The sequence below is a fragment of the Microbacterium sp. MM2322 genome, assembly GCF_964186585.1.
GTDB lineage: Bacteria > Actinomycetota > Actinomycetes > Actinomycetales > Microbacteriaceae > Microbacterium.
The window spans coordinates 2,665,653-2,688,479 of sequence record NZ_OZ075067.1 but is presented as its reverse complement, the minus strand read 5'-3'; the positions used below and the strand labels follow the sequence as shown (position 1 = coordinate 2,688,479).

Below are 22,827 nucleotides of genomic sequence, written 5' to 3'. Positions count from 1 at the left end.
GGTGAGTCACGGGAAGCGCGCCAGCGATCGCGCCTACGCGACTCTCCTCGACGAGATCCAGTCCGGCGCGCTCGCTCCGGGCACCGTCCTCGGTGAGGCGGAGCAGGCGGCACGTCTCGGTGTGAGCCGGACCCCGCTCCGCGAAGCGATCGCCCGGCTCGCCTCCCACGGGCTGGTCACCCAGGTGTCGCCTCGCGTGACGACGGTCAGCGGCATCGACGCCGACGACATCCGCGCCATCTTCGACGTGCGCCGCGCGCTTGAGGAGACCGCCGCGAGGCTCGCAGCGCGAACCGCCGACCGGTCCATCTTCGACGCGCTCGCCGAGGACTTCGCCGCGACGCAGACATCCGGCGGACCGGCGTCCGACGCCGACGCCTACTACCGCCTGATCGGTCGGTTCGACGCCGAGTTGGATGCCGCGGTCGACAACGACTACCTCACCTCGGCGCTCCGGACCGTCCGTACGCACCTCGTGCGCGTCCGTCGCCTCGCCCGCGACAAGCCCGAGCGGTTGATCGCCTCCGTCGCCGAGCACCAGCTCATCGCCCGTGCGATCGCGGCGGGCGACGGGGACCTCGCCGCCCACGCCACACACGTCCACCTGCACAACGCCCTGACCTCGATTCTCGATTCGTTGACCACCGACTCCCCGGAGGAACCGACATGACCGTCACCCACCACGTCCGCGTGTACCGCAGCGACGAGCCGCTGCCCCGCGAAGAGCAGCTCGCGTACAAGATCGCGCAGGTCGCCGTCGATCCCGTCGCCGTCGAGGCCGACGTCGTCGACATGATCGTGAACCGCATCATCGACAACGCGGCGGTGGCCGCGGCATCCCTCACCCGTCGCCCCGTCAGTGCCGCACGCTCGCAGGCGCTCTCGCACCCGGTGTCGGCGAACGGCCACGGCGGGACGGTCTTCGGCGTGGCGAACGAGACCCGCACGAGCCCCGAGTGGGCGGCGTGGGCGAACGGCGTCGCCGTCCGTGAGCTCGACTACCACGACACCTTCCTCGCAGCGGAATACTCGCACCCGGGTGACAACATCCCCGCGATCCTCGCGGTCGCGCAGCACGTCGGCGCCGACGGTGCGGCGCTCGTCCGCGGGCTCGCGACGGGCTACGAGATCCAGGTCGACCTCGTGCGCGCGATCAGCCTGCACAAGCACAAGATCGACCACGTCGCCCACCTCGGCCCCTCGGCCGCGGCCGGGATCGGCACGCTGCTGGGGCTCGACGTCGACACGATCTACCAGGCCGTTGGACAGGCCCTCCACACCACGACCGCGACCCGTCAGTCGCGGAAGGGCGAGATCTCGACGTGGAAGGCGCACGCCCCCGCCTTCGCCGGCAAGATGGCCGTCGAAGCGGTCGACCGTGCGATGCGCGGCGAGACCTCGCCGTCCCCCATCTACGAGGGGGAGGACGGCGTCATCGCGTGGCTCCTCGACGGCAAGGACGCCGCGTACGACGTGCCGCTCCCGGCAGCAGGGGAGCCGAAGCGCGGCATCCTCGACACGTACACGAAGGAGCACTCGGCCGAGTATCAGGCGCAGGCCTGGATCGACCTCGCCCGCAAGCTCGGCACCGAGCGGCCCGAACTCCGCGACCCGGCCAACATCGCCTCGATCGTGCTGCACACGAGCCACCACACGCACTACGTGATCGGCTCGGGCGCCGGCGACCCGCAGAAGTACGACCCGACGGCATCCCGCGAAACCCTCGACCACTCGATCCCGTACATCTTCGCGGTCGCGCTGCAGGACGGCGGGTGGCACCACGTCGACTCCTACGCTCCCGAGCGCGCCGGCCGGGCCGACACGGTCGAGCTGTGGCACAAGGTGACGACCGCCGAGGATGCCGAGTGGACGCGCCGCTACCACTCGGAGGACCCCGACGAGAAGGCGTTCGGCGGTCGAGTCGAGATCACCCTCACCGACGGCTCGACCGTCGTGGATGAGATCGCCGTCGCCGACGCCCACCCGCTCGGCGCCCGCCCGTTCGCGCGGGCGGATTACGTCCGCAAGTTCCGCCTGCTGGCAGAGCCCGTGCTCGAGCCCGCCGAGATCGAGCGCTTCCTCACGCTGGCCGAGCGCCTGCCCGAGCTGACCGCCGACGAGGTGCGGCAGCTCGACGTCGTTGCGGCTCCCGGCGTGCTCGAGGCCGCACCCGCTCCGAAGGGACTGTTCTGATGCTCTACGCGCAGACCCCGGCGCACGAGAAGCGCCGCCTGTTCCGCGAGCGGCTCGCAACGGGCGAGCTCCTCCGCTTCCCCGGCGCGTTCAACCCGCTGTCGGCACGCCTCATCGAGCGGAAGGGGTTCGAGGGCGTCTACATCTCGGGCGCCGTCCTCTCGGCCGACCTGGGCCTGCCCGACATCGGGCTGACGACCCTCACCGAGGTCGCCGCGCGCGGTCAGCAGATCGCCCGCACCACCGAACTGCCGGCGATCATCGACGCCGACACCGGCTTCGGCGAGCCGATGAACGTCGCGCGGACGATCCAGACCCTCGAGGACGCCGGCATCGCCGGTGCGCACATCGAGGATCAGGTCAACCCGAAGCGCTGCGGCCACCTCGACGGCAAGGCGGTCGTCGACGAAGACACGGCGCTCAAGCGCATCCGTGCCGCCGTCGACGCGCGTCGCGACCCGAACTTCCTCGTGATGGCGCGCACCGACATCCGCGCCGTCGACGGACTGGATGCCGCGACCGACCGCGCGCGCAAGCTGGTGGATGCCGGGGCTGATGCGATTTTCCCCGAGGCGATGCGGAGCCTCGAGGAGTTCGCGGCAATCCGTGCCGCGGTCGACGTGCCGATCCTCGCCAACATGACCGAGTTCGGCAAGAGCGACCTGTTCTCGGTCGACCAGCTCCGGGATGTCGGGGTGAACATCGTCATCTGGCCGGTGTCGCTCCTGCGGATCGCGATGGGCGCGGCCGAGCGTGCGCTCGATACGCTGATCGACGAGGGACACCTCACGTCCCGTCTCGGCGAGATGCAACACCGCGCCGATCTGTACGACCTCATCGACTACGAGTCGTACAACCACTTCGACACCAACGTCTTCACTTTCCGGATCGACCGATGACGGCCGACGAACAGGAGCGAGCATGAGCGACCCCGACATCAAGAAGGGCCTGGCCGGCGTCTACGCCGACACGACGGCGATCAGCAAGGTCAACCCCGAGACGAACTCGCTGCTGTACCGCGGGTACCCGGTCCAGGAGCTGGCGGCGACCCAGCCGTTCGAGGCGGTCGCCTACCTGCTGTGGCACGGCGAATTGCCGACGGCCGATCAGCTCGCCGAGCTGCAGGCGCTCGAGCGCGCGAACCGCGCGCTGCCCGCCGACATCCGCGCCTTCATCGACGCGATGCCGACCTCCGCGCACCCGATGGACGAGGCCCGAAGCGTCGTCAGCCTGCTCGGATCGTTCGAGACCGCGGGTATCGCGAACGTGCTGGATGCTGCGGGCACCCCGGCGGAGAACCTGGACCGCAGCATCCGTCTGTTCGCGATCCTCCCCGCGATCGTCGCGTACGGTCAGCGCCGTCGTCGCGGGCAGGAGATCGTCGAGCCGCGTGAGGACCTCGGGTACGCCGCGAACTTCCTCTGGATGACGTTCGGCGAGGAGCCCGACGAGGCCGTCGTCGACGCGTTCAACCGCTCGATGGTCCTCTACGCCGAGCACTCCTTCAACGCGTCGACGTTCACCGCCCGCGTGATCGCGTCGACGCTGAGCGACCTGTACTCGTCCGTCGTCGGTGCGATCGGCGCGCTGAAGGGACCGCTCCACGGCGGCGCGAACGAGGCCGTCATGCACATCTTCGACGAGATCGGTTCGGCCGACGCCGTCGTGGCCTGGCTCGACGAAGCGCTCGCTGCGAAGCGCAAGATCATGGGGTTCGGTCACCGCGTCTACAAGCGCGGCGACTCGCGCGTGCCCACGATGAAGGCCGCGCTCGACGCGCTCGTCGTGCACTACGACCGCCCCGAGGTCGCCGAGCTGTACGAGAAGCTCGAGTCCGAGTTCGTGGCGCGGAAGGGCATCTACCCGAACCTCGACTACCCGTCGGGTCCCGCGTACAGCCTCATGGGCTTCGACACGCTCACGTTCACGCCCCTGTTCATCGCGGCGCGCATCACCGGGTGGACGGCGCACATCATGGAACAGCAGGCATCCAACGCCCTCATCCGCCCCCTGGCCGCGTACAGCGGTTCGGACGAACGCCACATCGACGGCTACGTTCCGGATGCCGCCGAGGTCGAGGCGCTGGAGCGGCCGGAGGAAGCCGCCGGATGAGCGACGAGCGCGTCGTCATCGTCGCCGGAGCGCGCACCCCCGTCGGCCGGTTCGACGGTGCGTTCCGCGGCACTCCCGCGCACGAACTCGGCGCGCAGGCCGTCTCGGCGGCGCTCGGGCGCTCCGGAGTCGATGCCGCACGCGTCGGCGAGGTGGTCATCGGGACGATCGGTCAGGTCGCGGGCGACGCGTACATCGCGCGGCGCATCGCTCTCGCCGCCGGCCTCGCCGACGACACCCCCGCCTTCACGGTCAACCGGCTGTGCGGGTCGGGGTTGCAGTCGATCTGGTCGGCGGCGCAGGAGCTGCGCTGGGGCGGCATCGACGTCGCCGTCGCGGGCGGTGCCGAGAATATGACGCGGATGCCGTTCTACGACATGGATGCCCGCTCGGGCGCCACACTGGGGCACCGCCAGCTGCTCGACGGCACCCTCGCGATGCTCACGGATCCGTTCAGCGGCCGCCACATGGGGACGACCGCCGAGACCGTCGCGGAGCGGTTCGCGGTGACGCGCGCCGAGCAGGATGCGTACGCCGTCGAGTCCCAGCGTCGCGCATCGACGGATGCCGCCCGCGCCGCGTTCGCGGAAGAGATCGTCGCCACGACGACCACCGACCGGCGGCCCGTCGAGGTGACGCTCGACGAGCACCCACGCCCCGATACGACGCTCGAAGCCCTCGCCCGGCTGCGCCCCGCGTTCACCGCGGACGGCACGGTGACGGCGGGCAACGCGTCGGGCATCAACGACGGCGCCGCCGCGACCGTGCTGATGCGCGAGTCCGACGTGCGCGCTGAGGGACTGCCGGCACTCGCGACGATCGAGGCCGTCACGACGGCCGCGCTCGACCCGGCGATCATGGGGTACGCGCCGACGCTCGCGCTGCGCAAGCTGTTCGCGCAGACGGGGCTGAGCCCCGCCGATGTCGCGACGGTCGAACTCAACGAGGCGTTCGCGTCGCAGGTGATCGCGGTGATGCGCGACACGGGGCTCGATCCGGAACGGACCAATCCCTACGGTGGCGCGATCGCGCTCGGCCACCCCGTCGGCGCGACCGGCACGATCCTGACCGTCCGCGCAGCCCTCACGCTGCAGCGGACGGGGGGCGAGTTCGCGATCGTCACGATGTGCATCGGGGGCGGGCAGGCGCTCGCGGCGCTGCTGCGACGCTGGGACGCTTGACCGCGGCATCCGTTCGAACGACGGTGGCCCCCACCCGGAGGTGAGGGGCCACCGCTGCGTCAGCCGGTCAGGCCTGCTGGCGGCGTCGACGCACCAGCACCGCGCCGAGCACCAGCAGGACGCCGGCGCCGCCGAGGAGCGCCGCGAGCGGCATCGCGTCGCCGCCCGTGCTGGCGAGACCGCCCGCCAGGGTGACGGTGATCGGGATGCGGATGTCCTCCTCACCCTCGGTCGAGACGGCGAGCGTGTGCGCGCCGGTCTCGAAGTCGTCCGGGACGCGGACGGTGAAGGAGACCTGACCCTCGGCATCCGCTGCGGGGATACCGGAGATCACGAGCGGCTCGCTGAACAGCGTGGCGGCGATCCGCTGGTCGGGGGAGAGGCCGGACACGTCGACCCGCAACGACCCGCCCTGCACGACGGTCGTCGCGCTGAGCTCGATGGTCGCCCAGGACGAGTCGCCGGGTTCGGTGGGTTCACCGGGCTCACCGGGCTCGGTGGGCTCGCCGGGCTCGGTCGGCTCGGTGACTTTCGCGGCGCGGCCGAGGGGGGCCGGGTCGACGACGTCGCGCGAGGCGAAGTAGTCCACGGTCGCGGCGAGGTCGATCTGCCCGGTGTCGGTGCGGACCGTCCCGTCGGCGAAGGCTGCGAAGCCGTCGCCGCCGGCCGCGAGGAACGAGTTGGTCACGACCGTGAAGACATCGTCGGGCTGCACCGCCTCGCCCTGGTAGGTCATCGACGTCACGTCGCCCGCGCGTCCGACGGTCTCGCCCGGAAGGGGGTCGGCCTCGGTGTACTCGTACGAGAACCCGTCGGAGACGCCGAGGTGCAGCTTGGGGCGTTCGCCCTCGGCCTTCCACTGCTGTTCGAGGACGGCCTCGAGCTGCGCGCCCGTGAGCGGCACCGTGACGAGAGTGTTGGCGAACGGCTGCACGTCGGCGGCCTCGCGATAGGTGACGATGCCGTCGTCGCCGCGGAGTAGATCGGCGCGCAGGCCACCCGGGTTCATGAGGGCGATCTGCGCCGGCGTCCCGCTGTAGTCCTCGTTCGAGGTGGCCCAGAGGTAGACGTCCGCAACCCAGTTGCCGAGTGACGACTCGACGCCGCGGTCCGAACCTTCGGTGCCGCCGCGAAGGATGTCTCCGCTGATCTGTCCGACCTGCTCCGAACCTTCGACCTCGGCGAAGGCGGCGGCGTCCGCGACGATGTCGGCGACCTCCGCATCCGGTTCGTAGCCGCCCTCGGCGAGCGTCTCGGTGGCACCCGTGATCGACAGGAGTTCCTTGGAGCTCCGGTCGACCTCGAGTTCGAGGCGGCCGAGGGCGGTGCCGTACTCGGCCGCCTGGATGACGGGCCGGGTGTCACCACCGGGGGCGGCGACCTCGCACGCGTAGGTCTGGTGGGTGTGCGCCGAGACGATCGCGTCGATCTCGTCGGACGCCCCGCGGACCAGGTCGCCGAAGGCGGACGGGTCGGATGCCACGACGTCGCAGTCGTCCGAGGTCGCCGAGCCCGAGTGGGTCAGCAGGACGGTGACGTCGGCGAGGTCGCCGTCGGCGATCTCTGCCGCGACGCGGTTGGCCGCGGCGAGCTGGTCACCGAACTCGATGTCGGCGATGCCGTCGGGGCTCACCATCGTGGCCGTGTCGGTCGTGACCGTGCCGATGAACGCGACGCGGACTCCGTCGACGGTCTTGACGGTGTACTCCCGCAGGGCGGGCGTGGTCGTGCCCTTCTCGTAGACGTTCGCGCCGAGGGCGAACTCGTCGCTGCCGTAGCGCGGGATGACGCGATCGGTCAGATCCTCGAAGCCCTGATCGAACTCGTGGTTGCCGACGGCCGAGACGTCGAGGCCTGCGGTGACGAGGGCGTCGATCGTGGGCTCGTCGTCCTGGATGAACGAGGTGAACGTCGAGGCGCCGATGTTGTCGCCCGCCGAGACGAACAGCGTGTTCGGATTCTCGGCCTCGGCGGCATTGACGGCGCCGGCGAGGGCGGCGGCGCCGACCTGCGCACCGTCGGCTTCGATGCGACCGTGGAAGTCGTTGATCGTGAGGATGTCGATGTCGATCGGGTCGAGAGCGTCCTCGATCGCGAACAGCGTCGTCGTGCCGGACACCTCGTTGCCGACGGCGAGCATCGCCGAACCGTTCGGCGACTCGTCGGCGGGAATGAACGCGATGCTCTCGGGGCCGAGGTCGCCGGCCGTCGCGAGGTCGCCGCCGTCCTCGACCGACTGCGAGAAGTCACGGTTGTTGACGTAGGTGACGAAGTCGGGGGATGCCGGATCGGTGATGTCGTACGCGGCGACACCGCCCACGCGCTCGAAGCCGACGAACGCGTACGTCCGTCCGCTCAGTTCGCCGATCGTGACGCTCTCCGGCTCGGGCCCCTTGTCGTCGCTGCGACCCTCGAGGTTCGACTCGGAGTGGTTGGAGTTGAAGAACTCGGGCGCCGCGGCTGAGGTGACCTCTTCGAAGCTCGACCCGGAGTCCCAGACGAGTTCCCCACTGGTCGTCCAGATCGCGAACGACCGGCCGCCGAAGGAGTAGAGCTCGTCGTAGCAGCCGCGGTCGGCGTCGAGGCCGTTCTCGACGGTCACGTTGAGGCGGCCGAGGTCCTCGTCGCCGAGGGAGTCGGCGACCGGGCTGTCGTCGCAGACGGGCGCGAGGCCGTCGTCACCGAGGTCCTTGGCGCGCACGACCTCGGCGTAGTCACCCCATTCCCGAGCGTCGCCCTCGTTCGCGGTCACGAGGTAGGTGGTGCCGCCGGCGGTGTAGGAGTCGATCGCGTCGGGCTGGTACATGCCCTTCAGGCCGTTGTAGGTGCGGAGCTCGACCTTGTCGTCGCGGTCGCTCGGGTCGAGCGCGTTCTCCGGGAGGCCGTGATCCTTGACCCCGAGGGCATGGATGTCGGTGACCGTCGCCGACTCGAGGTCCACCGTGGCGATCGCATTCGCCTCCTGCAGGGTGGCGTAGGCGACGCCACCGACGACGGTGATGTACTCGGGTTCGAGGTTGCGGCTGACCGGGTGGTCGTCGCCGTTCGGGGTCGGACCGAAGACGCGGACGTCGGGGTCGAGTGCCCCTGCGGCTTCGTAGGCGTGGAAGTCGGCGGTGCGGACAGCGCTCTGGGCAGGAGCCTTCTTGGCGGTCGGAAGGGAGATCACGCCGATCGATCCCTCGGGGTCCGAGCTGAAGTCGTCGGCGGGTTCGCCTTCGTTGGCGACGACCGCGTACGCCCCGTCGGAGGCGACGGTGACCATGTCGGGAAGGGAACCGACCTGCACGGCGCCGAGCGTCGCAGTGTCGGCGGTCGCGGCATCCGCGTCGAAGAAGACGAGGCGCCCGGGGGCCGTCTTGTCGGGCGCCTCGATGGCAGCGATGCCGAGACCGTCCTCGCGGATGGCGACGGAGTTCGCGACGCCCTCGGACGTGAGGGAGAAGAGCTTCGTCGGAGCGGTCGGGTCGGAGGCGTCGAGCACGTCGATGACGCCTGCCTCGGCGTTGACGACGAACAGGCGGTTCTTGTACGCGGTGACGATCTCGGCCGCGGAGGCGTCGAAGACGCCGGTCTCGTAGGAGCCGATCGGCGTGAGCGTGAGTGGGGCGTCCGTCGCGGACGTGGCGATGGGGTCGGGCACCACGGCGGCGGTCGCCGTGGTGGCGGCGCTGACGGCGAGTGTGCAGGTGACGGCGGTGACGACGCCCAGCGCGAGGGCGCGACGGGCGGTGCTGCGGAAGGCGTGCGAAGGCATGGATTCCTCGTGATCGGAGTCGTGCGCGAGGTGCGCTCCTCTGTCCTATCGAGCGCGAGTGTCCGGGGCGCCTGCCGCAGGGTGGACGGACGGTGAACGGACCGTGTCCGGCGCGTGGCGGCATCCGTCTGCGAGCATGAGGGCATGACGGATTACGCGACCATCCTCACCGAGACGCGCGGGCGCGTCGGGTGGATCACCCTCAACCGACCCGAGGCGCTGAACGCCCTCAACGCACAGGTCATGCACGATGTCGTGGATGCCGCGGAGGCCTTCGACGCGGATGCCGGGATCGGTGCGATCGTGCTCACCGGCAGCGAGCGGGCGTTCGCGGCGGGTGCCGACATCAAAGAGATGGAGGCGCTCAGCGGGAGCGAGATGCTGCTCGCGGACCACTTCGGCAAGTGGTCGCGGTTCGCCGCGGTGCGGACGCCGACGATCGCCGCGGTGTCGGGGTATGCGCTCGGCGGCGGGTGCGAACTGGCGATGATGTGCGACATCATCCTCGCGGCCGACTCGGCGCGGTTCGGGCAGCCCGAGATCGGTCTCGGGGTGATCCCGGGCCTGGGGGGCACGCAGCGGCTGGTGCGGGCGATCGGGTCGTTCAAGGCTGCCGAGCTGGTGCTCACCGGGCGACAGCTGACGGCGGATGAGGCGGAACGTGCGGGACTGGTCTCGCGCGTCGTCCCCGCGGTGGAGCTTCTGGACGATGCGCAGCGCACGGCGCAGGCGATCGCCGCGAAGCCGTTGCCGGCTCTGTACGCCGCGACGGCGGCGCTCGATGTCGCTGTCGAGTCGACGCTCGCCGAGGGGCTGCGGTTCGAGCGGCAGGCGTTCGCGGGGCTGTTCGACACCGCCGACCAGAAGGAAGGCATGGCGGCGTTCCGCGAGAAGCGCGCACCGGAGTTCCGGCACCGATGAGCGCCGTCCGTCTTGTGCGCTCCGAGGGTCTCGCCGCGGCGCCGTACGCGTACGCATCGCGGGTCGATGCGGGGACGGAGCTGATCTTCCTCGCGGGTGCGTGCCCGCTGGCCGACGACGGTTCGACGGTCGCTGTCGGCGACGTTGCCGGTCAGGCTCGCCGCTGCGTCGAAACGATGCTCGTCGCGTTGGATGCCGCCGGTGCCGCGCTCGCCGACGTCGCCTCGACGCGGGTCCTGGTGGCGTCCTCGGACCGGCGAGATCTGGTGGCGGCGTGGGATGTCGTACGAGCGGCCTTCGGCGACCACGACGTGCCGAGCACGCTGATCGGTGTGGCCGCGCTCGGGTACCCGGATCAGCTCGTCGAGATCGAGGCTGTCGCGGCGGTGCACCGTGGGTGATCGCCGGATCCTTCTCGCCGATCACGAGCCGCCGGAGCGACCGCCTCTGCAGGTAGGGGTGGGCGACCGGGTGGATGCCGGCGCGCGAGATGACGAGTGGCCTGCGTTCGTGTTCGTGACCGCCGCCGGAGGAACCGGGTGGGTTCCCGCGCGGTACATCGAAGATGGCGTCGTCGTCACGGCGTACGACACGACCGAACTGCGAGCCCTTGCCGGCGACATCGTCGAGGTGATCGTCGACGATCCGGAGAGCGAGTGGGCGTGGTGCCGTGATGCGCGTGGCGCGGAAGGCTGGATCCCGCACCGGGCCTTGGGTGTCGCGGGCTGACAGCTGCGGCGGTCCGCGGGAGTCGCTGGTGATGGTGGGCTGTCTAAGGGCGTCGCGGGCGGCCGCCGCGGGCGGCCGCCGCTCTGCGCAACTGGCCGGGGGCCGACTCCCTACGGGAGGGCTGGCGGGCGGCGCCCTGCGGACGGGACGGATGGGGTCCGGTGACGCATGTTCGTGAGCGTTAGTCGGGTGTGCTCGGCGCGTCAGAACGGCGCCGGTTCTCCGGGAGCCGGTGGTTTGGCGGGGCTGAACGCGACGGCCGGTGTCGGTGCGTCTTCGCGGTAGGTTCTGCCGAGGGGTGAAGTCCATTCAAGAACGCCACCCTTCAGTTTTGTCGGACTCGCCAGGCGGTGAATTGCTTCATCGAGTGGTGTCGTTGGCACAAGTGGGCCAGGTTCGAGAGTTCGGTGCGCCCGCCGAGGGCGTGGTCGTGGGTGTGGTCGACTTCGCACCGGATCGCGGCGACGCGGCATCCGGGGAACCGGCAGTGCTGGTCACGGGCTTGCAGGAACCTGCGCATGCCGGACGGGACGCGGTACGAGTCGGTTGAGATGGTGACGCCGGTGGTGGGGTCGTGGAAGAGGCGTTCCCAGGTGCGGGTGTCTCCCGCGAGTGTGCGTGCCGATGCGGGGTCGATGGGCGAGCGACCGGACAGGTCGCACGGCCCGTCCTCGTCGCCCGTCAAGGTCGCTGCGGGCACGAGCACCTGCATCCGTGCGCGGATCGCGCCGAGCGGCCCCGCGCTGGTGTCGCGGGTGTCGTCGAGCGCTGGGGTGCCGGCGAGGAGCAGGTCGGCGAACACGTCCGCTCGCACCTGGTCGGTCGTGCGCGCGTCGGTCGCGACGGCCGCCGCGTTCTCGCCGCCGCCAATCGCGCGCTCATTGCGTGTGTCGACGATCGCCCGTGCCTGCTGTGTCAGCCGGTCGTGAATCCCTTCGGCGATGACGGTCGGCAGGGTCGCGATCAGATCCGACATCCCGTCCCGCCCGGGCACCAGCCGCACGCACCGACCCGCGGCGGCTTCTTCGTGCCGCTCCGCGAAGGTCCGCGGATGCATCCGCAGGGCGAGGATCTCGAGCTCGCCCCGGATCCGGTTCGGGGTGTCCTGCTCGCAGCGTCTGATCGCGATCGCTTCGAACTCAGCCCACATCTCTGCAGGCAGTGTCGTCCCGGCATCCACAATCGCCCGCACGTGCTCCCGCACGATCCGACCCGCTTCCCACGCGGTCACAGCCGCAGGGAACCCTTCGATGATCGTTCGCGCCTCGCCGATCCGTCGTTGCACGGTCCGATCCGTCGCTCGGAGAACCCCGCCGACCTCGGCCGCGATGGACCGGAGCGCCATGTCGTGGAGCCGTACTTTCGCATTCCTCGGTGCGGCCTGCTCCTCGGCGAGCCGCCCCGCGGCGGCCAGCACCCGGAGTTCGGCGATCTGCGCCGCGGCGACCTGGCGGGCGGCATCCGAGACGTCCGAAACGATGCCCGCAAGTGTGGCGAGATAGTTCTCGCCATCGGGGGTTTCCATCGCTTCCGTCATGCTTCCACTCTTGCACTGACCTCCGACATTCAGATCCCGAGTCGCCCCGCGTCCGAGGCAACGACTCCTCCACAAGTCGACCGCCGAAGCCGACACCACGGGTGATCATCCACAACCCCGCGCTCGTCGACCGCGCGTCCCTACCGTCGGGCAGGTGAAGACACTCGCTCTCGTCGCACGGGTCGCGACATTCCCTCTCGTCGGTCTCATCGCCGGTGTCGCCCTGGGCGTGCGCGAGATCTGGGCGTGGGCTCCGGGGGAGTTTCCGCTGATGCTGGTGATCGCGTTCATGCCGTTCACCCTCTTCGGTGGACTGTGGGGAGCGACGTGGCTCTGGGCCGTTGTCGAGGTCGCGATGCTCGTAGGGAATCGCGCGCCGAGGGGAGCCCCTCTCGCGGCGATCCTGGTGGGCAGCGCTCTCGGCACAGGCTTTGCTCTCATTGCCGACTTGGCGTACCCGAACCCGATGATGCGGGCATCCCTCATCGGCCTCGCCGTCGTCGGGTCGACCATCGTGACCCTCGCGATCCGCGGCCGTCCGACATTTCTCCCACCCCGCTCTCCGATCCCCGACACCGGCACCCCCGCGCCCGACCGTAGACTCTGAGGCGATGCCGAGGAGGAGTCAATGAAGATCGTCGTCCTGCTGAAAGAGGTGCCGGACACCTGGGGTGATCGCACACTCGATCTCGAGACGGGACTCGCCGTGCGCGACGCGTCGGAGCGTGTCCTCGACGAGATCGGGGAGCGCGCGCTCGATGCCGCACTCACCTACTCGGAGGCACATGAGGGTACCGAGGTCGTCGTCATGACGATGGCATCGGATGCCGCGACCGCCTCCCTTCGCAAGGGTCTCGCGATGGGGGCTCACTCCGCCGTGCAGATCACCGACGACGCTCTTCGCGGTGCAGATCTCGGCGTCACCGCGCGCGTCCTCGCCGCAGCGCTCCGCCGCACCGGCTTCGACCTGGTGATCACCGGCAACCTCTCGACCGACGGTTCCGGCGGCGTCCTTCCGGCCATGCTCGCCGAGCATCTGGGCGTGCCGCAGGCCACTGCCCTGTCCGCAGTCGAGATCACGACGGAGGCCGTCAGCGGCACCCGCGCGACCGACTTCGGAACTGCGGCGGTCACTGCCCCGCTTCCCGCCGTCATCTCCATCACCGAGGCGCTTCCCGACGCCCGCTTCGCCAACTTCAAGGGCATCATGGCGGCGAAGAAGAAGCCGTTCGAGGTGCTGTCGCTCGCCGACCTCGACGTCGATGTCGACCCGGCATCCGCGCCGCAGTCGATCATGACCGCGGTCGCGCAGAAGCCGCCCCGACAGGCGGGCACGAAGATCGTCGACGAGGGGGATGCCGGCGAGAAGCTCGCGGCGTTCCTCCTCGAGAACCGGCTGGCGTGAGACCCGTGGAGAACATCGTGACCGACTTCGCCCCTGACACCGTCCTCGTCTGGCTCGACGTCACGCCCGACGGCGAGCTCGCCGCCTCCGCCGGTGGCCTCCTCGGCGCTGCTGCCTCGATCGGTACTCCGGTCGTCCTCGTCGTTGCCGACGAGTCCCGGCACTCCGACCTCGCCGCTTCGGCCGGAGCGCTCGGCGCGACGACTGTCCTCACCGCGGGGCTCAACGGCGCCGACTCCGCTCTGACCGTGCCCGTGGTCGACGCGGTGGCCGCGGCATCCGCTCTCGTGCAGCCGGACGCCATCCTGATCTCGAACTCCATCGAGGGGCGGGATGTCGCGGGTCGGCTCGCCGCCCGCACCTCGGCCGCTCTCTGCGTCGACGCCGTCGGCGTCTCGCGCGACGAGGAGGGTGTGCTCGCGCACCACTCCGTCTACGGCGGCGCGTACAACGTCACCGCAGCAGCCACCTTCGGTCCGTTGATCGTGACGGTGCGCCAGGGCTCCATCGACGCGCGCGCCGATGCTGTCGACGCGCCAAACGGCCAGCCGCTGCAGGTCGCGGCGTCGGGAGCACCCGCGGCGACGATCACGGGCTTCGACGCGGCGGTCGCGGTGTCGAGTCGGCCGGAACTCCGGGGCGCGGCGAAGGTCGTCTCGGGCGGTCGCGGACTCGGCTCGGCAGACCAGTTCGCCCTCGTCGAGCAGCTCGCCGACACGCTCGGTGCTGCCGTCGGAGCGTCGCGCGCCGCAGTGGACGCCGGTTACGTCCCCTACTCGTACCAGGTCGGCCAGACCGGTGTCTCGGTGTCGCCGCAGCTGTATGTCGCTCTCGGTATCTCGGGTGCGATCCAGCACAAGGCGGGCATGCAGACGGCGAAAACGATCGTCGCGGTGAACAAAGATGGAGAGGCACCGATCTTCGACATCGCCGATTTCGGTGTCGTCGGAGACCTGTTCACCGTCGTGCCGCAGCTGATCGCGGCGCTCGAGGCGGGAAAGAAGTAGGAGCGGATGGCGACATACGCGCGTTCCGTGCGCCGGGGGCTTCCGCGCGCGCCCGGCGGCGAACCCTGGCCACCCGCCGGGCGGGAACCCGAGCCCGCAGAGCCGTCGGCAATCGCGCAGTCGCGGGATGCCGCATCCGCGGTGCCCGTTGCGAATGACGTCCCCCTCGACGCCGCCACCGCCGCTCCGGGGACGCCAGATGTCGCTTCGGGACCCTCAGTCGTACACGTGGCGTCCCCGCAACATTCCACGCACGCTCGCCGGGGGCTCCCGCGCGAGCGCGGCGGCGAGGCATGGCCGCCGCCGCCCGTGACGGATGCCGGTCGCCCCCCGGTCGCCGGACCCGCCACGCCCGTGGCGGTCGAGACTCCCCACGCTCCGGGTGAGACGGTGCCCGCGCAGCCGGTAGACCCGGCCGCAACGGCGCCGACCGCCGCGTCGGATGCCCCGGTCTGCGCGTCGGACGCGTCAGCCGCAGCCGCGCCCGCCGTCCGCCGCGGCCTGCCGCGCGCCACCGGGGGCGACCCCTGGCCGCCTGCCGACACCGCGCCGGTTGCTCCCGCGGCATCCGCCGCCGCAAACATGACGCCCGGCGATGACGTTGCTCCCGCGGCGCCCGCCGCAGCGAACGCGACGCCCGCCGATCACGCGGCATCCGCCGCCGCAGCAGCGAACCCGACGCCCGCCGATCACGCGGCGCCCGCTACAGCGAACGTGACGCCCGGCGATCATGCCGCGCCCGCCGAGCCTCACGCCGCCCCGCCGCCCCCCGCCCTTCCCACCGGCCCGCTCGTCGAGCGTCGCCTCGCGCACGCCGGCGTCGCCCGCCGCGCCGCGCCCGCGCCCAAGCCCGAGCCCGCTCGCATCGGCCCGTTCACGAAGTCCCAGTGGGCAGGCGTGGTCGTCCTCGGGGGAGCCGGTGTCCTGTACGTCGCCGCGATGGCGGTCCTCGCGATCCGCTGGATCCTCAGCCTCGAGCCGATGCAGGACTTCCTCACGACCTACCCGGGGGAGTACCACCTGCCCGACGGTGCGCCCATCGGGCTCCCCGCGTGGCTGAACTGGTCGCACTTCCTCAACGCGTTCTTCATGGTGCTGATCATCCGCACCGGCCTGCAGGTGCGCTCCGAGAAGCGTCCGTCGGCGTTCTGGATCTCGAAGAAGGACCGCAAGCGCCGCATGAGCCTCACGCTCTGGCTGCACCAGGCCCTCGACATCCTGTGGCTCGCCAACGGGCTGATCTTCGTCGTCCTGCTGTTCGCCACCGGGCAGTGGATGCGGGTGGTCCCCACCTCGTGGGAGGTGTTCCCCAACGCGCTGTCCGCTGCCCTGCAGTACGTCTCGCTCGACTGGCCGACCGAGAACGGCTGGGTCAACTACAACGCGCTGCAGCAGATCGCCTACTTCACGACGATCTTCATCGCCGCTCCCGTCGCGGCGATCACGGGCTACCGGATGAGTGCGATGTGGCCCAAGAAGGCGGCCAAGCTGAACGAGCTGTACCCCGTCGAGTGGGCGCGGAAGCTGCACTTCCCGACGATGCTCTACTTCGTCGTGTTCATCATCGTGCACGTCGCTCTCGTGCTGTCGACGGGCGCACTCCGCAATCTCAACCACATGTACGCCGCCACCGGCTCCGTCGACCCGGATGCCTACGCCGACAACTGGGCCGGGTTCTGGCTCTTCGCCGTCTCGATCGCGGTGACGGCCGGGGCGTACGTCGCGATGCGTCCGCTCGTCGTCGCGCCGATCGCTCGCCTGTTCGGCGAGGTCAAGAGCCGCTGACGCGCCCCCGGGTCGCACGAATCGGCGCGCCCGCACGGTGGCACGAGTTCGCGCGCCCGGACCGTTACATCTGCACGATCCGTGGTGCAGGTGTCGCCTCGGAGTCCCGCGCAGACCACACGCGCCCCGCCGGTCGTGCATCCGTCACCGCACCGACCCGGCGTCCGCACCGCGCCGCAGACAGGCCGACGGCGCGGCATCCGAAACGGGAAGCCGCGCCGTCGAGTCTCGCGCTCGTGCGTCAGCGCACGAAGCGGACTTCCGTCAGCGTTTCGCCGAGGAAGGGTTCGGTGTGGGTCGCGCCGTCGAGGGTGAACCCGTTTCGCGTGTAGAACCTGTGCGCGCGGGGGTTGTCCTCCGCGACCCAGAGGTAGAGGTCGGGACCCTCGTCGGGGACGACGGCGTCGAACAGGCGCTGCCCGATTCCGGTGCCGTGCCAGGCGTCGAGCAGGTAGATGAAGTAGAGCTCGCGGCTGCGCGGTGCGTCGCGATCGCGGGCCGGGCCGGACCCGGCGAAGCCGACGATCTCGCCGTTCACCAGAGCAGCGACCATGTGGAAGTCGGGGCCCTGCTGAGCCCAGTGAGTCCACAGTTCGGCGAGGCGGCGGGCCGACACCTTCTCGAGTGCGGCTTTGCTGATGAGGTGGTCGTAGGTCTCGTGCCAGCACGTTGCGTGCACACGGCCCAGTGCCTCGGCATCGACATCGCGAACGGGACGGACGACGGTGTCGGTCTGCAGTTCGGGCTCCATGGCCAGACTCTACGCACGGCCTCTCGGATCGTGAAATCGACAGCGACAGGTCCCTCGATGCCGCGTTTCGACTGTCGAAAAGCGACAACGGATGCCGCACTGTTCGCGTGACCAGGGCTAGGCTCCCCGCTCGTGAACGTATGGTGGCGAACCCTTCTGACCCTGATGCGCGCTCGAGTGCAGTACCGCCGTCGCGGCCCCATCCCACCCGACGCGGTCGGCCGCATCCGCCTCCGAACGCTCCCCACCGACATCGACCTGCTCGGGCACATGAACAACGGCCGCTACGCGTCGCTGTTCGACCTCGGCCGCTTCGATCTGCTGACCCGGACCGGCATCTGGCAGACCATGAACGAGCGCGGCTGGTACGGCGTCGTCGCCAGTGAGACCGTCTCGTTCCGGAAGTCCCTGCAGCTCTGGCAGCGGTTCACGGTCGAGAGCCGGATCATCGGCCACGACGACAAGGCCGTCTTCCAGATGCATCGTGCGGTCGTCAAGGGCGAGGTCTACGCCGAGATGATTCTCCGCGTCCGGTTCCTCCGCAAGAGCGGTGGCATCGTGCCCCTCGAGGAGCTGTTCGAGGCCCTCCACCGCCCCGACACCCTCGCGCCGCTGCCGAAGTGGATCGAGGAGTGGGCCGCGGCATCCGCGCTCCCGTCGACCCGGTCGGAGGCGCCGAGCATCTGGCCCTAGCGTGTCCCGCGCCGGGGGCTGAACGCGCGCATAGGCTGAGCCCATGTCGGACAGCACTGTCGCGCCACAAGCGCCTACCTCCGACCTCGCCGAGCGGGCCATCGCCCTCGCGGAGCGCTGGGTCGCCGAATCCGCCGAGGTCACCGTAGACCCCGCCGCCGAACGTCTGGCGGGGGTGCTGAAGGATCCGAACGGTCTCCCGTTCACCCTCGGCTTCGTCGACGGTGTCATGCGGCCGGAGTCCCTCACGGCCGCCGCCGCGAACCTCCAGCGGGTGGCTCCTCTCGCCCCGGCCTTCCTGCCCTGGTACCTGCGGGCCGCGGTCCGCGCCGGCGGCGTGGTCGCCCCGATCCTCCCGACGCCCGTCGTCCCCATCGCTCGACGCGTCCTTCGCGAGATGGTCGGCCATCTCATCGTCGACGCGCGGCCCGACAAGCTGGGTCCCGCGCTCCAGACGCTCCGCGAGTCGGGCGCCCGTCTCAACCTCAACCTGCTGGGTGAAGCAGTGCTCGGCGAGGCCGAGGCGCTGCGCCGCCTCGAAGGTATCCACGAGCTCGTCCGACGCGACGACGTCGACTACGTCTCGGTGAAGGTCTCGGCGATCGCCAGCCACCTCTCGATGTGGGCGTTCGACGAGATCGTCGAGCGCGTCGTCGAGCGGCTTCGACCGCTCTACCTGTCGGCGGCCGAGGACGGTACGTTCCTCAACCTCGACATGGAGGAGTACCGCGACCTCGACCTGACGATGGCCGTGTTCATGCGCGTGCTCGACGACCCGCGCCTGCGGGACCTCGAAGCCGGCATCGTGCTGCAGGCCTACCTGCCCGATGCGCTTCCCGCCCTGCAGACCCTCACTGCCTGGGCGCGCGAGCGGGTTGCGGCCGGGGGAGCCCGCATCAAGATCCGCCTCGTCAAGGGCGCGAACCTCGCGATGGAGCACGTCGACGCCGTCATGCACGACTGGCCGGCCGCCCCCTACGACACGAAGCTCGACACCGACGCGAACTACGTCCGCTGCCTCGATGAGGCGCTCCGATCCGAGAACACCGAGGCGGTCCGCATCGGCGTCGCCGGCCACAACCTCTTCCACATCGCCTACGCGTGGCTCCTCGCCCGCGAGCGCGGCGTCCAGCGCGACGTCGAGGTCGAGATGCTCCTCGGGATGGCGCAGGGGCAGATGCAGGCCGTCGCTCGCGAGATCGGACACGTCCTGCTGTACGTCCCGGTCGTCCGCCCCGACGAGTTCGACGTCGCCATCAGCTACCTCGTCCGCCGCCTCGAGGAGAACGCGTCCAGCGAGAACTTCCTCTCCGCCGCGTTCGACCTCGCCTTCGACCGTGCCATGTTCGTCCGCGAGCGCGACCGCTTCACCGCGTCGGTCGCCCGCGCCGCCGAACGCACGCTGACGACGGGTCCTCGCCGCGACCAGGATCGCGCCGCCACGGCCGACGACGGGTCCGCGCCGATGATGACGGATGCCGCTCCTCCCACGCTCGACGACGCCGGCCTCACGCAGGTCGTCCTCGGGATCGCCGCGAAAGACTCGCGTCCCGCGGACCCCGACGAGACCCAGCCGGCGGGTGTTCCGGGTCGTCCCGCGCTGTTCGGCGGGGACGCGTTCGTAGAGACCGCCGTCTTCTCGTCGCGCGAGACCGTCGTCTCGGCCGGTGCGCCCGGCTTCCGCAACACCGCCGACACCGACCCGGCCCTCCCCGCGAACCGCGCGTGGGCGCGGGAGATCCTCGGCCGCGTCACCTCGTCGACGGCAGGGGATGCCGCGATCGCCGCTGCCCGCATCGGCACCGAGCCGGAGCTCGAGTCGATGCTCGGCCGCGTGGGATCGGCCGCCGACGCGTGGGGCTCGCTGCCCGCAGCCGACCGTGCCGACGTGCTCCTGCGCGCGGCGCGTGCCCTTGAAGCCCGCCGGGGCGAGCTCATCGAGGTCGCAGCATCCGAGACGGGCAAGACGCTCGCCGAAGCGGACGTCGAGGTGAGCGAAGCGGTCGACTTCGCGCGCTACTACGCCGCGACCGCCCGGGAGCTCGACAGCGTGAGCGGCGCGGTCTTCGTACCCGCCCGCCTGACGGTCGTGACCCCGCCGTGGAACTTCCCCGTGGCGATCCCCGCCGGCGGTGCCCTCGCCGCGCTCGCCGCAGGGTCCGGCGTGGTCTTCAAGCCGGCGCCGCAGGCCCGCCGGTGCGCGGCGGTCGTCGCCGAGGCGATCTGGGAGGCGCTCGATGCCGCCAGCATCGGCCGCGACATCCTCGCCCTGGTCGATCTCGACGAGGGGGGACTCGGAAAGCAGCTCATCACGCACCCCGCCGTCGACCGCGTGATCCTCACGGGGTCGTTCGAGACGGCGGCGCTCTTCCGCTCCTGGCGTCCTGACCTCGCCCTCCAGGCTGAGACCAGCGGCAAGAACGCGATGATCGTCATGCCCTCCGCTGACCTCGACCTCGCGGCATCCGATCTGGTTCGGTCGGCCTTCGGGCACGCGGGGCAGAAGTGCTCCGCCGCGTCCCTCGCGATCCTCGTCGGCCCCGTCGCCCGCTCGCAGCGGTTCTCGCGGCAGCTGGTGGATGCCGCCACCTCGCTCCGCGTCGGATCGCCCGAAGATCCGCTGACCGAGGTCGGTCCGCTCGTGGAAGCTCCGAGCGGCAAGCTCGCGTGGGCGCTCACGACGCTCGACGAGGACGAGCGGTGGCTGGTCGAGCCTCACGAGCTGCCGCACGAACGGTTCGACGGCCGCCTCTGGACGCCCGGCATCCGCACCGGAGTGAAGCCCGGGTCGCGCATGCACCTGGAGGAGTTCTTCGGCCCCGTGCTCGGGGTGATGCACGCGCGCTCCCTCGAGCACGCGATCGAGCTGCAGAACGCGGTCGACTACGGGCTCACCGCGGGTCTGTACACGCAGAATCCCGACGACCTCGCGCTCTGGCTCGACCGCGTCGAGGCGGGAAACCTCTACGTCAATCGCGGCACGACGGGCGCCATCGTCCAACGCCAGCCGTTCGGCGGCTGGAAGCGCTCGTCGGTCGGCGGGGGAGCGAAAGCCGGTGGGCCGAACCACCTCATCGGCCTCGGCTCGTGGCGTCCGACGACGGGCGCGGCGACGTCGTCGACCCTGCACCTCAAGGGGCTCGACTCGTCGATCGCCGACGTCATCGAAGCCGCCCAGCCCGCCCTCGGCTACGAGGCGTTCGAGTGGCTGCGCCGCGCCGCCCTGTCGGACGCCGTCGCGTGGGACCGCACGTTCGGCAAGGTGGTCGATGTCTCGCACCTCGGCGTCGAGCGCAACCTGTTCCGCTACCGTCCCGCGAGCGTCGAGATCCGCGCGACGACGGATGCTGCGCCCCACACGCTGGTCCGCGCCATCATCGCGGCCGTGCGCGCCCGGTCCACCTTCACGGTGAGTTCGCCGTCGGGATTGCCCAGCACGGTGCGTCACGCGCTCGGGGCGCTCGAGGTCGCGGTGTTCGTCGAGTCCGACGAGCAGTGGATCCAGCGGATGTCGGGCACGGGGGCGGAGGACGCTCCCGTTCGCGCGGATCGGGTGCGGTTGGTGGGCCCACCCGCCCAGGCTCGCGATGTGCGTGCGGCGCTCGCCGAGGCCATCGACGGCGACCCGGACCTCGCTGTCTACGCCGACGAGGTGACGCAGGCGGGCCGCATCGAACTCCTGCCGTTCCTGCGTGAGCAGTCGATCACCATCACCGCGCACCGATTCGGGAACCCCGACCGCTGGAGCGAAACCGTGATCTGACCGAGCGCTGGAAGGCCGATCCACCTGGATTTATCGAGCCGCCGAAGAAAACAACTTATCTTTCTGGCGAACCCATGCGTCCATTGCTTGAATAGACGAGCGCTTCTGGGGGAAGCGCGCACGGAACACTTCGGGGGGAGTGTCGCCCCGGAACCGAGATCCTCTGGTCTCGGCTCCGGGGCATCCTTATTTCTCAGGCGTAGCGCGGCAGGCGCACCGAGGCGTCGGGATCGGCGTCCTCGCGCGGCACCATGAACGAGTCCACGAGCGCGCGCACCGTGAGGCCGAGGAGCGTCCAGTCGCCTGACGGCGTGCCGTCGGCTCCTGACAGGCGGTAGGTGGCGTGGGGGATCCGCTCCATCGCCTGGATCGCGAAGCCCTCCGCCAAGGCTGCCATCGCCTCGGCGAAGTCATCGATCGTCAGGCCCTCCCGCATCCGCATGCCGTAGGCGTCGATGACGTGCTGATACAGCTCCGTGAACGCGGTGATCGACTCCTTGTGCCGTTCGAGACTGGCCTCGGTCAGTTCGGGCCACGTGTCGGCGGTGGTCCGCAGCGCCAGCGCGACCCGGAACGACTGGGCGTCGAGCAGGTCGGTGGGATCCTCGGCGGTGAGCTCCGCGGCCTGCACGTGCGCGAGGGCGGCACCACGGATGATGTCCTCGCCCGACGCGCCCGCCTCGATCAACTCATCGACGCGCGCCCGGATCGTGTCGGCGGGCCCGGCCACCCGCATCCGCACCATCGCGACGGCGAGATCGCGGTGGTAGTCGGCCTGATCGTTCCAGAGTCGGTACGCGGCTCCCGTGGTCAGCCCCGTGCGGCGGAGCACGTCCTGAAGGCGGATGTGCTGGACGCCCGCGCTCACTCCGCGTTCGAGAAGCAACTGCATCCCCGCGCGCAGCAGAAGCGCTCTGGTTTGTTCACCCGTGCGTCTGGCCATGCTCAGCATCCTGTCATTCGTGCGCCAGCTTCCGCGGAACACATCCACCG

General features: G+C 70.5%; 17 protein-coding genes and 1 pseudogene. 14 read left to right on the top strand and 4 right to left on the bottom strand.

Annotated elements, in window-relative coordinates; all coding sequences use genetic code 11:
• Position 1: 1 nt before the first annotated feature.
• Genes ABQ271_RS13050 through ABQ271_RS13030 form a run of 5 tightly spaced genes read left to right on the top strand, consistent with a single transcriptional unit; the run spans position 2 to position 5,486 of the window.
• On the top strand, positions 2 to 670 hold the full coding sequence (locus ABQ271_RS13050) for a GntR family transcriptional regulator (protein ID WP_349309165.1): 669 nt from the start codon (positions 2 to 4) through the stop codon (positions 668 to 670).
• Complete coding sequence (locus ABQ271_RS13045; protein ID WP_349309164.1) at positions 667 to 2,193, top strand: MmgE/PrpD family protein; 1,527 nt, start codon at positions 667 to 669, stop codon at positions 2,191 to 2,193. Before ABQ271_RS13050 ends, ABQ271_RS13045 begins: the two co-directional genes overlap by 4 nt.
• On the top strand, positions 2,193 to 3,092 hold the full coding sequence (gene prpB / locus ABQ271_RS13040; RefSeq protein WP_349309163.1) for a methylisocitrate lyase: 900 nt from the start codon (positions 2,193 to 2,195) through the stop codon (positions 3,090 to 3,092). The genes ABQ271_RS13045 and prpB overlap by 1 nt, the downstream gene beginning before the upstream one ends.
• A gap of 22 nt (positions 3,093 to 3,114) precedes the next feature.
• Positions 3,115 to 4,305: a bifunctional 2-methylcitrate synthase/citrate synthase gene (locus ABQ271_RS13035; protein WP_349309162.1), complete on the top strand. Its 1,191-nt coding sequence runs from the start codon at positions 3,115 to 3,117 to the stop codon at positions 4,303 to 4,305.
• On the top strand, positions 4,302 to 5,486 hold the full coding sequence (locus tag ABQ271_RS13030) for a thiolase family protein (RefSeq protein ID WP_349309161.1): 1,185 nt from the start codon (positions 4,302 to 4,304) through the stop codon (positions 5,484 to 5,486). The genes ABQ271_RS13035 and ABQ271_RS13030 overlap by 4 nt, the downstream gene beginning before the upstream one ends.
• Positions 5,487 to 5,553: 67 nt before the next feature.
• On the opposite strand, the gene ABQ271_RS13025 is transcribed toward ABQ271_RS13030, so the two are convergent.
• Complete coding sequence (locus ABQ271_RS13025; protein WP_349309160.1) at positions 5,554 to 9,243, bottom strand: choice-of-anchor I family protein; 3,690 nt, start codon at positions 9,241 to 9,243, stop codon at positions 5,554 to 5,556.
• A 144-nt stretch (positions 9,244 to 9,387) separates the two neighbouring features.
• Here ABQ271_RS13025 and ABQ271_RS13020 point away from each other — a divergent pair, with 144 nt between their 5' ends.
• From ABQ271_RS13020 to ABQ271_RS13010, 3 genes are read left to right on the top strand one after another with little or no spacing between them, the layout of a single operon-like run.
• Positions 9,388 to 10,164 (top strand): enoyl-CoA hydratase-related protein, encoded by a 777-nt coding sequence (locus ABQ271_RS13020; RefSeq protein ID WP_349309159.1) that lies wholly within the window; start codon positions 9,388 to 9,390, stop codon positions 10,162 to 10,164.
• The gene (locus ABQ271_RS13015) at positions 10,161 to 10,565 is read left to right on the top strand and encodes a Rid family hydrolase (RefSeq protein WP_349309158.1); all 405 of its coding nucleotides are present in this window, start codon (positions 10,161 to 10,163) and stop codon (positions 10,563 to 10,565) included. Before ABQ271_RS13020 ends, ABQ271_RS13015 begins: the two co-directional genes overlap by 4 nt.
• On the top strand, positions 10,558 to 10,893 hold the full coding sequence (locus ABQ271_RS13010; protein ID WP_349309157.1) for an SH3 domain-containing protein: 336 nt from the start codon (positions 10,558 to 10,560) through the stop codon (positions 10,891 to 10,893). The genes ABQ271_RS13015 and ABQ271_RS13010 overlap by 8 nt, the downstream gene beginning before the upstream one ends.
• 203 nt (positions 10,894 to 11,096) lie before the next feature.
• Here the strand turns inward: ABQ271_RS13010 and ABQ271_RS13005 are convergent.
• Positions 11,097 to 12,430, bottom strand: a pseudogene (locus tag ABQ271_RS13005) (DUF222 domain-containing protein).
• 154 nt (positions 12,431 to 12,584) lie between these two features.
• Between ABQ271_RS13005 and ABQ271_RS13000 the strand changes: the two are divergent.
• From ABQ271_RS13000 to ABQ271_RS12985, 4 genes are all read left to right on the top strand, one after another.
• Positions 12,585 to 13,037 carry a hypothetical protein gene (locus tag ABQ271_RS13000; RefSeq protein WP_349309156.1) on the top strand — a complete coding sequence of 151 codons (453 nt, stop codon included), beginning with the start codon at positions 12,585 to 12,587 and terminating at the stop codon, positions 13,035 to 13,037.
• A 21-nt stretch (positions 13,038 to 13,058) separates the two neighbouring features.
• Complete coding sequence (locus ABQ271_RS12995; protein WP_349309155.1) at positions 13,059 to 13,835, top strand: electron transfer flavoprotein subunit beta/FixA family protein; 777 nt, start codon at positions 13,059 to 13,061, stop codon at positions 13,833 to 13,835.
• A 17-nt stretch (positions 13,836 to 13,852) separates the two neighbouring features.
• Positions 13,853 to 14,842 (top strand): electron transfer flavoprotein subunit alpha/FixB family protein, encoded by a 990-nt coding sequence (locus ABQ271_RS12990; protein WP_349309154.1) that lies wholly within the window; start codon positions 13,853 to 13,855, stop codon positions 14,840 to 14,842.
• A 228-nt stretch (positions 14,843 to 15,070) separates the two neighbouring features.
• On the top strand, positions 15,071 to 16,627 hold the full coding sequence (locus ABQ271_RS12985; protein ID WP_349309153.1) for a cytochrome b/b6 domain-containing protein: 1,557 nt from the start codon (positions 15,071 to 15,073) through the stop codon (positions 16,625 to 16,627).
• 241 nt (positions 16,628 to 16,868) lie between these two features.
• Here ABQ271_RS12985 and ABQ271_RS12980 read toward each other — a convergent pair whose 3' ends face one another.
• Positions 16,869 to 17,378 (bottom strand): GNAT family N-acetyltransferase, encoded by a 510-nt coding sequence (locus tag ABQ271_RS12980; protein ID WP_349309152.1) that lies wholly within the window; start codon positions 17,376 to 17,378, stop codon positions 16,869 to 16,871.
• Positions 17,379 to 17,510: 132 nt separating this feature from the next.
• Here ABQ271_RS12980 and ABQ271_RS12975 point away from each other — a divergent pair, with 132 nt between their 5' ends.
• Together ABQ271_RS12975 and ABQ271_RS12970 are read left to right on the top strand one after the other, a co-directional pair.
• Positions 17,511 to 18,071, top strand: coding sequence for an acyl-CoA thioesterase (locus ABQ271_RS12975; RefSeq protein ID WP_349309151.1), 561 nt, complete (start codon positions 17,511 to 17,513; stop codon positions 18,069 to 18,071).
• Positions 18,072 to 18,114: 43 nt separating this feature from the next.
• On the top strand, positions 18,115 to 21,834 hold the full coding sequence (locus ABQ271_RS12970; RefSeq protein ID WP_349309150.1) for a bifunctional proline dehydrogenase/L-glutamate gamma-semialdehyde dehydrogenase: 3,720 nt from the start codon (positions 18,115 to 18,117) through the stop codon (positions 21,832 to 21,834).
• Between the two features lie 193 nt (positions 21,835 to 22,027).
• Here ABQ271_RS12970 and ABQ271_RS12965 read toward each other — a convergent pair whose 3' ends face one another.
• Positions 22,028 to 22,777: a hypothetical protein gene (locus ABQ271_RS12965; RefSeq protein WP_349309149.1), complete on the bottom strand. Its 750-nt coding sequence runs from the start codon at positions 22,775 to 22,777 to the stop codon at positions 22,028 to 22,030.
• Positions 22,778 to 22,827: the final 50 nt, after the last annotated feature.

Bases quoted from the DNA above. Each gene is read 5' to 3' on its own strand.
- ABQ271_RS13045 (WP_349309164.1), top strand. From the start codon at position 667: ATGACCGTCACCCACCACGTCCGCGTGTACCGCAGCGACGAGCCGCTG.
- prpB (WP_349309163.1), top strand. From the start codon at position 2,193: ATGCTCTACGCGCAGACCCCGGCGCACGAGAAGCGCCGCCTGTTCCGC.
- ABQ271_RS13035 (WP_349309162.1), top strand. From the start codon at position 3,115: ATGAGCGACCCCGACATCAAGAAGGGCCTGGCCGGCGTCTACGCCGAC.
- ABQ271_RS13030 (WP_349309161.1), top strand. From the start codon at position 4,302: ATGAGCGACGAGCGCGTCGTCATCGTCGCCGGAGCGCGCACCCCCGTC.
- ABQ271_RS13025 (WP_349309160.1), bottom strand. From the start codon at position 9,243: ATGCCTTCGCACGCCTTCCGCAGCACCGCCCGTCGCGCCCTCGCGCTG.
- ABQ271_RS13020 (WP_349309159.1), top strand. From the start codon at position 9,388: ATGACGGATTACGCGACCATCCTCACCGAGACGCGCGGGCGCGTCGGG.
- ABQ271_RS13015 (WP_349309158.1), top strand. From the start codon at position 10,161: ATGAGCGCCGTCCGTCTTGTGCGCTCCGAGGGTCTCGCCGCGGCGCCG.
- ABQ271_RS12995 (WP_349309155.1), top strand. From the start codon at position 13,059: ATGAAGATCGTCGTCCTGCTGAAAGAGGTGCCGGACACCTGGGGTGAT.
- ABQ271_RS12980 (WP_349309152.1), bottom strand. From the start codon at position 17,378: ATGGAGCCCGAACTGCAGACCGACACCGTCGTCCGTCCCGTTCGCGAT.
- ABQ271_RS12970 (WP_349309150.1), top strand. From the start codon at position 18,115: ATGTCGGACAGCACTGTCGCGCCACAAGCGCCTACCTCCGACCTCGCC.
- ABQ271_RS12965 (WP_349309149.1), bottom strand. From the start codon at position 22,777: ATGGCCAGACGCACGGGTGAACAAACCAGAGCGCTTCTGCTGCGCGCG.